This is a genomic window from Alteromonas sp. 4NH20-0056, assembly GCF_057539655.1.
Genome location: NZ_BAAJLS010000003.1, coordinates 252,592 through 267,927, shown reverse-complemented (window position 1 = coordinate 267,927; position 15,336 = coordinate 252,592). Strand labels below are relative to the sequence as shown.

Here is a 15,336-nt window from a genome sequence, read left to right as displayed (position 1 = left end):
AAATAGACACCAATCCTTTTTTAGTAGCTCTATTATTGACGTTCCATTTTCATTCTGCTCATAGGTATTTAGAAGTGATGCGAATTTATCTTCTAGCATCGATGGATTGACAAGATGTACGTCAGTCGAAGCACAGTAATCGCAAACACCAACTTCATGAGATAAAAATTTTATATGGGACTCTAGTCCACTATCGCCAAAACAGCTTGAGCAACAATTCATGATAGCTATTTACCGTTGAAGAAATCAGCTAACACTTCAATATGATGCTGCATAGACAGCTTTTTAACATAACCTAGGCCCGGAAAATGCTTTCGTTCATGGAGATCGCGAAACTCCGCTAGTGCCTTTGTGGCCAAGATCTTTGTTGTTGGCTCATCCGCTTTAATAATAAGTTTGTTTAATGCTTCGAGAAACTTACCTGCTGGATCCTGAGGGGTGTCTTGTCTATCTGAGATAAAGTGATAAATGAACATAGCTTCATCTTGCTCTTCATCAATGAAAGTAAGATGTATTGCGACGGCGTATGCTGGGCCGCCACTCTCCGAATACTCATCTCCAACTATTAAAAAGTCACCAAAACCTTGCATGTTTTCCATCTGAAAGGTTGCGTGGAGATCTGAAAAGAACTCCTCTCTTGGGTGTTCTCTATTTTTACGCTTCTTGAATCCATCTCTAATTAATATTTTGGACTTAGCCGCCATAAAGTGCTTTTGATACAGCTTCCCAGCATCTTCTTCAAAAAAGCAATGTGTGATATCTTTTACTTTATCTCCAAGAGCGTTACTTAATTCCCTTGCATACGCGAAACCTGCATGGATAAGAGTTAAGCTATGTTGTTCATGCGCTTTACAACTCGAAATCGCTGCTTCAAGCGAAATCTCATTAGTAAGTAATATTCCGGCGGAAATGCCGTCTTCACCATCAAAATCCTCAGCTAGAAGGTTCGTCAGAGAGTCGCCATTTTTCGAATAGTCACCGTGAAAGGGATTAACGATTACAATAGCTCGGCCTTTTGAATTAACAACGGAGTCCAATGCACGTTTGAGACCATTTAAAGTTTCTTTAACCGGTTCAATTATTGGAACGAAGCCTGCCTGAGCCATTAAGGAAGCGTTATTCCGAATTGTAATAAGCTCGTTTTGCTTACCTCGAAAGTAGGGGAAGTACATTGATATTCTTACGTCCATTGTAATGCTTCATCGACAGGTGTATTTACTGCTTTAATTAACCTATATCGATCTGATTTTCGAATTGAAGTTGTGAGGACTGCCGATTTTAATGATATAGGCATGTCATCAATCACTTCTTGTAAAGGTAACAGATTACGGGTCTTTTTGAGAACCTCTACCATTCCCCTGTGCGCTTCGACTGGTGTTAGCTTGCTGAATGCGCTTTTGTACAAAGAATATCGCTCAGTATTTGGAACTTCAGGACATTCGAAACCGATACGGTTAAGTATGTTCTTAGCTTCATTTATTCTAATTGAATTGAAAATCTCTGTCGGGTCTGTTCTTTCTGGAGCGTCTATAGCATTCCTGATTTCAGAGATATTGTGCGCACTGGATAAGACTTTAATTCCAACATCTTTTGGTACGGAATCAATAACCGATTCAATGTGATTCTCTCCCGCAATAACATACACTTTGGCAAAAACTTTCCTATATGCAGATATTTGCTTTTCAAGCCGACTTAAAGAATCTCTCTCCGACTTTATTTCGTAGACAGTTCCTGTTCCATTGAGTATTACCACATCTGCTTTACAATTATTAACTCTGAACTCTGAGAGCATCGCGGCAGTTCTTAAGGAGTGTCTGCCTAGAAGGACGTTTTGAGCTAAAGCAGACTTGTAGACATACTCATGCCTATTATTCTTTAACTTTAATATTGAAAACGCATTATCAAAAATGTCTCCAACCACGAGTCTTGAGTTTGTAGGCACACAAAGCCCCGCTTCATTCAAAAGACGAGCAAATAAGGGAGATTGGCCCTTTCGCGCAAGCTCTTTGACTACGCTAGAAGTGAAAAGCCTTGAAATGGCGGATATGTTGTAATTTTGATTTACTTTCACGTCCCAAAAATACTTATGTTTGTTGTTATGCTTGCTCAATGTCTCTAGTCTATTACATAGGACACTAAAAGCAATAAATACGAACCGGAACAAGAAGAAGTTAACCGGCACTCAATATCTTCAGAGTACCTAGCTTCACGACTACAGTATGAAGTTTTTTGGAGTTTTGTGGAGCTTTGCTTTTGACGTATACGTCTTGAGAACATGGCATCGATTAACAGGTCAAAATAGTACATAACTGAGAAATCGCGTAAGAAAATTTCAGAGTTCATTTATGCTCGAATCGGGCAGTTAAAAACACAAACTGAAGATAGCTACTACTAAAACGCCTGCCAAGATAACATCATAAAATAGCTCCACGTTAATATGAATTAAAAGCAACTGTGCTCTTAAAAACTCATTGTTACAAGGGCAGAAAATTCGGAATGAGAAAACAGTAAAAACAAAAAAGCCCTCACATTTCTGCAAGGGCTTGAATGATGGTGCCTCGACCCGGGATCGAACCAGGGACACGCGGATTTTCAATCCGCTGCTCTACCAACTGAGCTATCGAGGCACATAAACTGTGCGATGTAAGCTTTAATTTTTCTTTGCAAAACTTTGCAAGCAAAACCTAAGTGCTTACTAACTTCAAAACTATTGCTCTAAAAGCTTTTTTGGTGAATCTGATTGGAAGTGCTTGCACTTTTCAATCCGCTGCTCTACCAACTGAGCTATCGAGGCAAAACTGGGTAGCGTTACAAGCGTTAGTGCCTGTGCTGCTGTGGGTGCGTATTAAACGGATTTAGCGCTAACAAGTCAACCATTTTTGTAGGTTTTTTTTCGCTTTTGCGATCGTTTGCACATTGTTTATCCAAAAACGCGATATTTGACTATTTTTCAGGCGGAACATAGCCATCTATTGTTGGTTCAACGCCATCAAATAAATAAGCTGACATTTTTTCTTCTAAAAATGCACGAGCAGTAGGGTCCATCATATTCAGTTTATGTTCGTTTATTAGCATTGTCTGCTTTTTTTGCCATTCACCCCATGCTTCTTTAGAAATATTATCGAAAATGCGTTTACCTAGTTCACCAGGGTAGAGTTGAAAGTCTAAGCCTTCTGCCTCTTTATCTAATCGTTTGCAATGCACTTGTCTGCTCATTGTGGATCCTTATTTTGCGCTTTTGCTTTTCGCGCGTTACCAATCTTGCGTTAACTGCTTAATTATTTTCTTAGTGGGGGCGGCTAATCCAACTTCTATCGTGTCATCAATAAAAAACCATTGGCCGGCTCGCTCAGCTACCCGCTTGTCTGACATAGAGTCTACCATGGCAAGCATAGGGGTAATATCTAAATGAAAATGACTAAAGGTATGCCTAAACATTTCACGCTGCTCAAAATCGCGTACCGCGATACCTCGCTTTGCTAACTCAGTTTTAGCATGTTCAATATCTGTTGCTTCGATAAACCCATAAAGCCCTCCCCACAGGCCGCTTTGAGGCCGTTGCTCTAAATACGCTTGCTGCTGAAAGAGGGGAACCACTAATAGTGTTTGCTTCTCGGGTAATACTTTCTTGGGTTTCTTACCAGGGTATTCGGTTTGCGTACCCTGCGCATAAGCAATGCAATCGTCTTGAAGTGGGCAGCTGTCACATTTTGGTTTTGAACGTGTGCATACCATTGCCCCCAAATCCATCATGACTTGCGTGTAATTAGCACACCGGCTGTCAGGGGTAAGCTTTTCGGCCACTTCCCACAATGCGTTTTCTACCGATTTTTGCCCCGGCCACCCTTCTATCGCATAGTAACGGGCAAGTACTCGCTTCACATTGCCGTCTAATATAGGGTGACGTTGGTTCTTTGACAGAGATAACACAGCACCAGCGGTAGAACGTCCAATTCCAGGTAACGCAATAACGTCATCAATATTTTCGGGAAACGCTCCGTTATACTGTGTTGCAATTATTTTTGCCGCTTTGTGTAAATTACGCGCTCGCGCGTAGTACCCAAGCCCAGTCCAGTGGTGCAATACTTCATCTTGCTGAGCGTTTGCCAGAGTATCTACGTCAGGAAACGATTGCATAAAACGTTCAAAATAAGGGATAACCGTTGTGACTTGTGTTTGCTGCAACATAATTTCCGACACCCACACTTTGTATGGCGTGACTTCTTGCTGCCATGGTAGGTGTTTTCTACCGTTTTCATCGAACCACGTAAGCACACGTTCAGCAAACGATGTATTAGCTTGTTTCTGTTTCATTAAACTACTACTTTTTTAAGTGAAAACTCGGCAATAGTGCAAAAGCCGTTAGTTGGGGTGCAAGCCAATATGGTAGCATGCACGGCATTATCTGTTATGTTTTGGAGCGCATTGTGACGCAATCGGCACCGGTTCTATTTTTACCTGGCACGTTATGCGACGAGCGTATTTGGTTACCTACGTGGCAAAAACTGTCACTCAATCAACGCCGCTACGTTCCCCTTCAATGGGCTACGTCAAAAGACGATATGCTATCGCTTACCGGTGACCGAGTGCTTGATGATGAAAAAGTGCACCTTGTCGGTTACTCGATGGGCGGTTTCATTGCGGCATTATGGGCAATAAAAAACCCTCAACACGTCGCGTCGCTCACGCTAATTGGTTATGACGCAAACGGGTTATCTAACGATGAGTTGGCAAGGCGAAAGCAACTAGTGAGCTTACTTGAAAAAGGGCAATTTCTTCCCGACAACCCCGCTTATGTCGAACGCTTTGTTCACCCTTCAAGGCTCAACGATGCCACCGTTACTGATGTGGTAAAAGAGATGGCTACTGACCTAGGCAAAAGCACCCTGCTTGCGCATACCAAATCTACAACGCCAAGAGAAAGTACGTTGAAGTCGCTGTCTAAGATTAACGTACCAATAAACATTGTTGCAGCAAGCGATGATGCTGTTGCGCCGTATAGCGCGTTGGCCAAAATGCACCATGCTTTGCCTTCTTCTACGCTTTATACATTTGAAAATACCGCACATATGTTGCCACTGGAACAACCAGAAAAGCTTGCCACACTGCTTCAGGGTTGTACTGGCGCTTAAAAAAACAGCTATTATTTTCAATATAGCATTGCATAAGAGTCCGCTAAGTGGATAATGCGCCAGCAGAAAAATAGTGTAAAAGGTTATTGCAATATGAAGCAATTCAAAAGTCAGGCGGAAGCAGAAGCCGCAGGCATTTATGTTAGTAAAGTAAAAAGCTACGTGAAACGCGAAGGGCGGCTTACCAGAGCGCAAGAACGCGCTCTTGCTGACTACTGGCCAACGAAGGGCATCGATTATCAATCTTCGTTACTTTCTTTTGAAACTGTATTCGGTCGCAATGCACCTGTCGTCGTTGAAATCGGCTTTGGCATGGGCAAATCACTCGTTGAAATGGCATCTGCAGCACCAGAGAAAAACTTCATTGGTATTGAAGTGCATCGTCCGGGTGTGGGTGCATGTTTAGCCGATGCTGCTGAACAAGGTGTAGAGAACCTTCGGGTAATGGAACATGATGCTGTTGAAGTACTTAAAAACATGATCCCCGAAGGCAGCTTATCTCGCTTACAATTGTTCTTTCCCGATCCTTGGCATAAAAAGCGTCATCATAAACGCCGCATTGTTCAACCAGAATTTGTTGAAGTTATTCGCTCTCGATTGGCCATTGGTGGCTGCTTTCACATGGCAACCGATTGGGAGCCGTATGCCCAACACATGGCCGAAATAATGAATAACGCGAAAGGCTATGCGAATACCGCAGAAGCAGGCGACTACGTACCACGTCCTGAATATCGCCCAATTACTAAATTTGAAACTCGTGGACAAAAATTAGGCCATGGCGTTTGGGATCTCATCTTCGAGCGTACTGAATAATGATACTTACCCCTCAAAGCCAGCTTTTAGAACGTAACATTCAGCTTTTTGATGAAGGCAAGTGGTTATTCATTAACCCGTCAGATGCTTACTTCTTCGATTCACTTAAGCAAAAGAACATTAATATTATGCATCAATATTACGATGTATTTAGTGAATGTGTTCGAGTAATGCCATGTGCCGAATTTGATAGCAGAGACATCACAAAAGACGGCTTTAATATTACGCAGAAAGTAGGTCTTCATACCCATACTTTTACCCCATTTATCGCTACCGAAGCCGATTATACAGATGTGATGATTTACTTGCCTAAATCCAAAACGCATTTTCAAATGCTGTTGAGAATGGCTGCAGGCATAGTGCAAAAAGGGGCAAGACTCCATGTTGTTGGTGAAAACAAGGGCGGCATAAAGAGTGCAGCTAAATTAATGCAGCAGTATGGCGCGACACAGAAGATAGATTCAGCACGTCATTGCAGCATAATCACAACCATTGTTGAACAGGCGCATTTACCATTTGAAGCCGACGCGTGGTTTGAATCGGACGACTATACGCTAGGTGAACAAACGTGGACAGTATGTTCGATGCCAGGTGTATTCAGTCACGGCGCGCTAGATAAAGGCACCGCGCTTTTGCTCGAAAAATTACAATCTGGATTAAGCGGCTCTGTTATGGATTTTGCTTGTGGGGCTGGGGTAATTGCCAGTTTCTTATTACAGCAAAATCCACACGTAAAAATGATTTTGACCGACGTGAGTGCGTTGGCCGTTTATTGCAGTGCCATGACACTTGCGGCGAATCATCAGCAAGCCAAACTTATCGCGGCGAACGGTTTACACGGTGTCGAAGATCGCGTTAATTACATCGTCACGAACCCTCCGTTTCATACTGGTATAAAAACAGATTACACCATTACAAAACGCTTTATTGAAGATGCTCGTAGATTGCTAAACAACAATGGGCACCTGCAAATGGTGGCCAATCGTTTTCTCCCCTACCCTGGTCTACTCGGTGAACACTTTCCTCGCGTATTCACTACAGCACAAACAACACAGTTTTCTGTGTATCACGCTGCTTTACAATAGCATCACAGCACTTCTGTGTGCTAACGTATGAAATCTGCAAAAAAGCAACGACAGGCACAGTGCCTTCCGGCCTGTCGATTGCGCGTTTACTTTATGCTGTCGATATTACGATAATGACTATCTTTATGGGGTTTCGCTGTGAACATTGTATTTGCTATTTCCGAAGTAGAAGAGTTAGTAAAGACTGGTGGGTTAGCGGATGTAGGTAAAGCTTTGCCGCTGGCGCTTCACGATATGGGAGAAAACATCTCTATTGTGATGCCTTATTATCGCGCGATTGCCGGTGCTCACGATGCGCCAATAATCGCCGATGCACAGACCTTATTTACCGATTCAAAAGTGTACACGTTTTGTATTCGTCACATGGTATTTAACGGCGTAAATCTTTATTTAGTCGACTACCCTGAATACTTCGACAGAGACGGGCTTTATACCAGTACGTACGAAGCATTTGGTGATAACAGTGAACGCTTTAGTTTCTTTTGCGGTGCGGTATTGCATACACTGAACGCGCTGTCTTTGCCTACTGATATTATTCACTGTCACGACTGGCATACCGCCATGCTGCCATTTTTGATGGCTCACGACCAATCTGGTCATTTCACTCGCACCAAAACCGTTTTCACTATCCATAATGCAGCGTTTCAAGGTGTGCATGCATTAGAGAGTATTCCGTTTTTACGTCATCACCCTGGCATTCTCACTCAGGTTCACGGTGGCTATATCAATATGCTACAAACGGGTATTGAGTTTGCCTCTAAAATCACAACGGTTAGCCCAAACTATGCAAGCGAGTTGTTGACCGACTTAGGCAGCCATGGGCTGCATGAGCGGCTTGTGAAACGAGGAGCAGATTTGTCAGGTATACTGAACGGCTGCGACTATAAACAGTGGGACCCGGCCACGGATAAATTTTTACCGGAGAATTATGACGTTGATACGTTGCACACAAAAAACGTATGCAAGTTAGCCTTACAAAGAACAGCACGCCTCCCCGAGGATGAACGCATCCCGGTGATAGGTATGGTATGTAGATTAACCGAACAAAAAGGGTTTGGTTACATACTGCCGATACTTGATGAGCTCGTTGCCCACAACCTACAAATTGTCATTGTTGGAACCGGCGACCCGCATGTATGCATGGATCTCGATGAGTTTGCCCAACAACATCCAACACAATTTGCGTTTATCAACGGCTTTAGCACCGAACACGCACACTATGTTGAGGCCGGCGCTGACTTTTTCTTGATGCCCTCACAATTTGAACCCTGCGGTTTAAACCAAATGTATAGCTTAGCGTATGGCACCGTACCCATCGTTCGGGCTGTGGGCGGCTTAAAAGATACCGTCTTTGACATTACTCAAACCTCTGAGGCAACAGGGTTTAGCTTCAACGAGCCCACACCAGAGGCATTACTTAACTGCATCAGGCGTGCATTATTGTTTTACTACGAGCACCCCGTTAAATTCAGAGAGATGCAACAACGTGGTATGCGCACCCGTTTTACTTGGGAGCACGCCGCTGAAAAATATGTGGCGCTATACCGCGCTATGTTTATGTAGTACAACGAGAACATATAAGCTTACATGGCGCTTTTCTTTTGACTAAATTTGCGCCACTATTACAAAGCACTAATTAAAGATAATAAAAAAATAAAATGACTGACCGGGCACCAAAGCTCTCCATTAAAAGCCTATTTCTATGGGCGGTGATGACAATCACAACTTTTGTATTGGTTGTGTCGTCTGGTTTGTCTGTATACACGCAAATTAAAACGTATCGCCACGAAATAGAATCTACGGTTATTACGCTTTCCAGCCTGATTGGTCGCAGTGCAAGTATGCCACTGATTAAAGACGACCCAGCGTTCATCGAAGATAGGTTGAAGGCCCTTACTTCTGCGGCTCAAGTACTTAATGTCCACATCTATCAACGGATTCCAGCATCAACACAAAATGTCTCTCCCGTTGAAAGCTTCGCCTCTTATAACAAAGAAGGGCAGCTGCTTATCGGCAGCAAAGAACGCCAGCTTACGGCATTAGACAGCCGACCTACGTTTGCAGAAGATAACAGCTATATCGAAGTATCTAATCGTATATTTGACGATGAAACCGGCTTACATTTAGGGTGGATATATTTACGCGTTTCAGCCGATAATTTTAATTCGATAGTAAGAGATGCCATTTTGCTTAATCTTGGCGTAATGGCTATTCTTCTAATACTCAGCTTATACGCCGCGTTGCGTTTTCAGCGGATTATTAACACGCCCATTGATACCCTAACGGTATTTTTGCAACGCACCTCTCGACAACGCGACTATGCATCCCGTGCAACCCCCACGAACCTCAAAGAGGTAGACGCGCTCTCAGACGCCATAAATATCATGCTGTCACGCGTGCAAGAGTACATGCAAAAACAAAAACAAGCTGAAGATCAACACCGAAAGCTCAATGCGAGTCTTGAGGAAATGGTGAGTCAACGCACTATTGCGTTAAAAGACGCTAACCAAGAACTTATCCAAACACTGGAAAAATTACATCAGTTCCAACGCCAAATTGTACAAAATGAAAAAATGGCATCGCTAGGTGATATGGTTGCGGGCGTTGCTCATGAAGTTAATACCCCCATTGGCTTAGGGGTTACCGCATCGACCATGATGCTAGACCGTTTGGCGGTCATCAAAAAAGATTTCGAGAATAAAACATTAAAAGCCAGTGCCATGCAGCGCTTCATGGACGAAAGTAATGAAAACTTAAACATCATTTATCGCAACTTAAACCGCGCAGCAGAGCTAATCTCAAGCTTTAAACAAGTGGCCGTCGACCAATCAAGCGAAACAAGCAGAACTTTTTGCTTTGCACAGCTAGTTAATGAGATACTACTGTCTTTGCAGCCTCGTTTAAAAAAATTAAAACACAAAATCAACCTTGAGTGCGATCCTACCCTAAGCGTTGAAACGAAGGCTGGTCCAATAAACCAAATTTTGATTAACCTCATTATGAACTCAGTAATTCATGGGTTTGAGGATATTGAAGAAGGCCAAATCGATATTTGTGCCGAACTAGTTACTACAAACAAATTGAAGCTTGTCTACCGGGATAACGGAAAAGGTATTCCTCAAGACATAAGAAAGCGTATTTTTGATCCCTTTGTCACCACTAAGCGTGGACAAGGCGGTTCAGGACTAGGTATGCACTTGGTTTACAACTTAGTGACACAAGCATTGAACGGCTCAATCTCTATCACCAGTGAAGAAGGTGACGGCGTTGAATTCATCATTGTGTTTCCAGTATCCGATGCAAAAACCGATTAAAAATTTGTTTATCCAATGAACGTTACTTGATTTGTGTTGACTAAAACCCAATACGTAAACTGTTAAAATATTCAGTCGTTACTTGCAAATAAGTTTATGAATATTAATATTAAATCAGTAATTGCTTAAACCGATTGTATAAAGAGTATAGAACACCATGCAGACGCCAAATGTGTTAATTGTAGAAGACGAAGTGGTAACACGTACCACACTTAAAAGCTTATTTGAGGCAGAAGGGTACAATGTATTCGAAGCTGAGAATGGCGACCAAATGCATGACTTTTTTGAAAATCACGCAATTAACCTAGTCATTATGGATATTAATTTGCCAGGTAAGAATGGCCTTATTTTGGCACGCGAAGTTCGTGACCGTAAAAACGTTGGGTTAATTTTCTTAACGGGTCGAGACAACGACGTTGATCGTATTCTCGGCCTTGAGATTGGTGCAGATGATTATCTTACTAAGCCATTTAACCCAAGAGAATTAACCATTCGTGCACGCAACTTGTTGTCACGTACAACAAATGCAAACGAAGACGATGATTTACCAAGCCGTGTTAACTTTAACGGTTGGATATTAGATGGCGACAGTCGGTCATTAATTTCTCCGACAGGAAAAGAATTTCGCCTACCTCGAAGCGAGTTTAGAGCACTTCATTTATTTTTAAGCAACCCTGGTAAAATTCTTACCCGCGAGCAGCTTATAATGGAAATGACAGGTCGAGAGTTGCGCCCGAACGATAGAACCGTAGATGTTACTATTCGTCGCATTCGTAAGCATTTCGAGTCAGTTCCTTCAGAAGAAGAGCTGATAGTAACCATTCATGGTGAAGGTTATCGCTTCTGCGGCTCGGTTGATAGCTGATAGTTGTATTTATCCATTAGCCTAGCGGTATACTAATACTAAAAGGGCCTGCGAAAGCAGGCCCTTTTTTTATTGCTCTGTCATAGCGAGTTAATTTGCATTAAACAATAATGAGTAAGCATAACGTTTTTCTTCAAGAAGAAATGCTTTATGGGTACTGGGGCTCCACGAATCATCACCGCCTACGCCCATGTGCGCATGGTCGATATAGACATAAACATTCTCCTCGCTCTGCAAATCACAAGTATGTTTTGCCTCATCGAGTTGTTGCTGAGAATACTGGCTGACTGCAAAGTGAAAGCGCCCAGATACGCTTATGCTGTCTAGCTCAAGACACTCACAGTGCGTACGTAGACCATTGTCGGTCGGGAAAATATACGGCGTATGCATCGACGCTACCGACGCCTCGTAAGCACCATAGCGAGCTGCTGCTTTTCGGTCAGGGTAGTTTTCAAATGGTCCCAATCCACGCCATGATACCGAGTTGTGTTGGCTATTAGGCATTGCCACACTTAATCCTATTCTTGGCATAGGCGGTAGTGCGTCGTTTAGCGTAACATTTACATTAGCGCTCAGCGCGCCATCGCCGGTTATGGTATATACCCACGTTGTTATTGCTTGAGTAGTCCCGTTGAATTCGTACTCAAATAACACCGTAATTCGAATATCGCTCATACTCTTGTTTGTCGTTATGCCTTTACAAGCCCTTGACCACTGGCCAATACCCGCTTTTCTCCAACGAGATTCCCATGCGTTAGGGTCAGGGTTATCCACCTCGCTTACGCCGATATCGTTATCTAGTGGCGCCCTAAAAAAGTTATCTTCTAGAGGGCTAGCAAGCATCGAAACGTTATTTTTCATCCATTGAGTAAGTAACCCTGAATGGCGGTCAAAACGAAACGTGCTCGAGTCGGTGATAACATCTATCGTATCTGCGCTTTCACTCAGTGTGATAGCGCCATTACAATGAGGTACCGTTGCTGGTAAGAGACCCGCTTTATTAACAAGGCTGAACTGTTCGGTATCGGTTATATGGCCTGCCTGTGCCCACGCGCAGTCCTCAGAAAGCGCTACGTCTATATTTAAATGATAAGTTTTGCCTGCTACAAACTTGATGTCAGGCGTGATGTTGACGGTCGTAGATGCTTGCGGCATTACTCGTAGCGCTGTATTGCCTTGCGCAATAACCTCACCATCTTCAAGAACTTGCCAACGTAGCGTTTCATTATCTGTTGTCCTGAATAGAAAATCGCTATCGACATTAACTACATAAACATTATCTTCTTCGGTTAACGAGAACTGAAGATGCTGCTGGCAATACTTGGCTTCAAATAATGCGGGGTGTGGCGTTCTATCAGGGAACAGTAAGCCATTAATACAGAACTGACGATCATTATCAACATCACCAAAATCACCGCCATAAGCCCAATAGGCTTCACCACTGGCGGTATGTTTTACTAATCCTTGGTCAACCCAGTCCCAAATGAATCCGCCTTGTAAGCGCTGGTAAGTTTTAAATGCTTTCCAATAATCTTCAAAGCTTCCAAGACTATTTCCCATGGCATGGGCATATTCACAAAGAATAACCGGCCGGTTCTCGCCAGGTAATGATAGCCATTTTTTGATGGCCCACTTAGGAACGGCTTCATCTTCGACGTCGGTATCAACCCGTGCATACATTGGCGCCAAAATATCTGTAGCCGTTGTGTTTGCGCCACCGCCTTCGTATTGAACAGGACGTGAAGGGTCAAACGACTTCGACCAACCATACATAGCATCATGAGTAGGACCATGACCACACTCATTGCCTAGCGACCAAATAATGATACAGGCGTGGTTTTTGTCCCGTTCAACCATTTGAGTGAAACGCGACATGTAAGCGCCCGCCCACAGTGGGTCTCGTGACAAACGGCCCATTGGAAACATGCCGTGAGTTTCTATATTGGCTTCATCGACTACATATAAGCCATACTCATCGCAAAGCTCATACCAACGGGGGTGATTGGGATAATGTGCTGTTCTCACTGCGTTGAAGTTGTTCTGCTTCAACAGCTTGATGTCTTCAAGCATATCTTTTTCAGATACCGCGTGACCTTTGCTTTCATGATGTTCGTGACGGTTCACACCGCGAATAAGAAGGGGCTCACCATTGACACAAAGCTGCCCGTCTAGCATCTCAACGACACGAAAGCCGATGTTATATGCCTCGGCTACAACAATACTGTCATTCTCATCAAATAACGTTACTACTAAGCGATACAGGTTAGGCGTTTCCGCTGTCCATTTTTTAGGAGATTCAACGTGTAACGATTGAAATATGACATCATCCCAGCCGCCTTTTTCATCGATACGGCGATTATTGGTATGCGCTAAATGTTGCGAGGTGACCGACGTACTGCCATCAAACAACTGTACACCGACCTTATACGTCGACGGCGCGTTGATAGCGGTTCGAATTGCGATGCTTCCGTCGCGATAGCACGCGTCCAACGACGGTGTCGCAAACACGTCTTGAATGTGTGCGTTAGGCTTTTCAATTAAATAAACATCACGGAATATACCGCTTAGCCACCACATATCCTGATCTTCAAGATAGCTTCCATCGCTCCAACGAATAACCATTACCGTCAGTAGGTTCTCACCTTCTTTTAAAAATGGCGAAAGTGAAAATTCGGCTGGTAACCTACTGTCTTGCGAGTAACCCACATATTGCTGATTACACCATAGGTGAAACGCGCTGTTCACCCCTTCAAATACAATATGGTTCGCTTTCGATAACGATGATGCATCGACGTTGAACGCTTTGCGATAACAAGCGGTAGGATTGTCTGAAGGGACGTGTGGAGGCGTTACTGGAAACGGGTATTTAACGTTGCAATAGATGGGTTTATCTTCACCTTCCATTTGCCAATTCGCCGGTACTGGCATCATGCGCCATTGATCTTTTTCAGACTCTGGCAGTGAATTGGCTAACACCGTTTCAGAAACCTGCTCAGGCTTTTCGAATAGCCTAAATTCCCACTGACCGTTTAATAACGTTCGTTGGCTGTTTTTATGCAGTAGCGCATCGGTTTCATTCAAAAAACCATGTAAAGGGCTGTGACCATTTATGCGATTACGCTGAAATACGACTGGATTTTGCCAATCTTGCTGCGCGATTACCTGTGCGACACTTGTCATTCTTATGCCTTTTCTCTGCCTCTGTCAATTGCTATGAAATATAGCTAAAAGTTACGCAATGGATTATGCTTATTTCTCTCTTTCATTTATCCGAAACTATCATTCACTATGAAATTCATCTTCCGTGACATTGTCAATATTGGGCCTCAATGTATCGAGCGCTTCATTGATAGCAGCAATGCACCGGAAATAAGAGCATTAGAGATAGAGCTTGCTGGTTGTTCGAACTTAGCAGGGAACTATGTCGTTGGAAGGGTTAACCCGCCAAATCACACTCTGTTTTTTTCACTGAACGGACAAGGTAAGTTTACTACCCCATCTGGGCAGTATTCTCTTTCAACCGGTGAGCTAATTATTCTGCCTGCACACCAAAGTTTCGAGGTCACCATAGACAGCGAGAAATGGGATATTATTTGGCTAAACTTATCAAACTCTGCATTGTGGTCGCACCTCAAAAGCAGTGAAGCAACCTGTATGGCAGACGTTGAATTGACTGGGTTACACCATGCCATGGAATTACTTTACTCAGAAACGAATGCGCAACACAGACAAGCAATGCTCCCCATTATTAAACATTATTTGCATCGTATTGCGACACCTGAGCCTCCTAGTCATGTGTCTCGACTTTCTACGCTTTTTTCTAACGTTGAAAAACAGTTACAATTTGGATGGTCAGTGGATGCACTTAGTGAGAGAGTGCATTATTCGCCGCCTCATCTACACAGATTGTGTTTAGCCGAATATGGGCGTAGCCCAATGCAATACGTTATACATCTGAGAATGCAGCGCGCTAAGAACTTATTAACCAGCACACAATGGCCCATTGCTTACATCGCAAACTACGTGGGCTACAGTAATGTGTTTACATTTTCAAAACGATTTAAGAAATCTGAGGGTATATCGCCTCGCGCATTTCGCGAGACGATAAATGAAGCTTAAAGTTGAGT

12 protein-coding genes and 1 tRNA gene are annotated in these 15,336 nt (G+C 43.3%); 7 read left to right on the top strand and 6 right to left on the bottom strand.

Annotation, left to right across the window (positions count from 1 at the left end):
• Nucleotides 1-227: 227 nt before the first annotated feature.
• From AC27EZ_RS07320 to mutY, 5 genes are all read right to left on the bottom strand, one after another.
• Nucleotides 228-1,190 (bottom strand): sce7725 family protein, encoded by a 963-nt coding sequence (locus AC27EZ_RS07320; protein WP_487134707.1) that lies wholly within the window; start codon nt 1,188-1,190, stop codon nt 228-230.
• Nucleotides 1,181-2,071: a sce7726 family protein gene (locus tag AC27EZ_RS07315; protein ID WP_487134706.1), complete on the bottom strand. Its 891-nt coding sequence runs from the start codon at nt 2,069-2,071 to the stop codon at nt 1,181-1,183. The genes AC27EZ_RS07320 and AC27EZ_RS07315 overlap by 10 nt, the downstream gene beginning before the upstream one ends.
• Nucleotides 2,072-2,551: 480 nt before the next feature.
• Nucleotides 2,552-2,627: transfer RNA gene (locus AC27EZ_RS07310), tRNA-Phe, on the bottom strand.
• Nucleotides 2,628-2,943: 316 nt separating this feature from the next.
• Nucleotides 2,944-3,216: an oxidative damage protection protein gene (locus AC27EZ_RS07305; RefSeq protein WP_421133277.1), complete on the bottom strand. Its 273-nt coding sequence runs from the start codon at nt 3,214-3,216 to the stop codon at nt 2,944-2,946.
• A gap of 36 nt (nt 3,217-3,252) precedes the next feature.
• Nucleotides 3,253-4,314 (bottom strand): A/G-specific adenine glycosylase, encoded by a 1,062-nt coding sequence (gene mutY / locus AC27EZ_RS07300; RefSeq protein ID WP_487134705.1) that lies wholly within the window; start codon nt 4,312-4,314, stop codon nt 3,253-3,255.
• Nucleotides 4,315-4,427: 113 nt separating this feature from the next.
• Between mutY and AC27EZ_RS07295 the strand changes: the two genes are divergently transcribed.
• The 6 genes from AC27EZ_RS07295 to arcA all read left to right on the top strand — a co-directional run bounded on the left by AC27EZ_RS07295 (nt 4,428) and on the right by arcA (nt 11,209).
• Nucleotides 4,428-5,132, top strand: coding sequence for an alpha/beta fold hydrolase (locus AC27EZ_RS07295; protein WP_487134704.1), 705 nt, complete (start codon nt 4,428-4,430; stop codon nt 5,130-5,132).
• 93 nt (nt 5,133-5,225) lie between these two features.
• Nucleotides 5,226-5,945 (top strand): tRNA (guanosine(46)-N7)-methyltransferase TrmB, encoded by a 720-nt coding sequence (trmB, locus tag AC27EZ_RS07290; protein WP_487134703.1) that lies wholly within the window; start codon nt 5,226-5,228, stop codon nt 5,943-5,945.
• Nucleotides 5,945-7,030 (top strand): methyltransferase, encoded by a 1,086-nt coding sequence (locus AC27EZ_RS07285; RefSeq protein WP_487134702.1) that lies wholly within the window; start codon nt 5,945-5,947, stop codon nt 7,028-7,030. Before trmB ends, AC27EZ_RS07285 begins: the two co-directional genes overlap by 1 nt.
• 138 nt (nt 7,031-7,168) lie before the next feature.
• A complete protein-coding gene (gene glgA / locus AC27EZ_RS07280; protein ID WP_487134701.1) occupies nt 7,169-8,593 on the top strand; it encodes a glycogen synthase GlgA in 1,425 nt (474 codons plus the stop codon).
• Nucleotides 8,594-8,688: 95 nt separating this feature from the next.
• A complete protein-coding gene (locus tag AC27EZ_RS07275) occupies nt 8,689-10,344 on the top strand; it encodes a sensor histidine kinase (protein ID WP_487134700.1) in 1,656 nt (551 codons plus the stop codon).
• Between the two features lie 157 nt (nt 10,345-10,501).
• A complete protein-coding gene (arcA, locus tag AC27EZ_RS07270) occupies nt 10,502-11,209 on the top strand; it encodes a two-component system response regulator ArcA (protein ID WP_421133270.1) in 708 nt (235 codons plus the stop codon).
• A gap of 90 nt (nt 11,210-11,299) precedes the next feature.
• Here the strand turns inward: arcA and AC27EZ_RS07265 are convergent, their stop codons facing one another.
• Nucleotides 11,300-14,389, bottom strand: coding sequence for a beta-galactosidase (locus tag AC27EZ_RS07265; RefSeq protein WP_487134699.1), 3,090 nt, complete (start codon nt 14,387-14,389; stop codon nt 11,300-11,302).
• 108 nt (nt 14,390-14,497) lie between these two features.
• On the opposite strand from AC27EZ_RS07265, the gene AC27EZ_RS07260 reads away from it, so the two are divergent.
• The gene (locus AC27EZ_RS07260; RefSeq protein ID WP_487134698.1) at nt 14,498-15,328 is read left to right on the top strand and encodes a helix-turn-helix transcriptional regulator; all 831 of its coding nucleotides are present in this window, start codon (nt 14,498-14,500) and stop codon (nt 15,326-15,328) included.
• Nucleotides 15,329-15,336 lie beyond the last annotated feature (8 nt).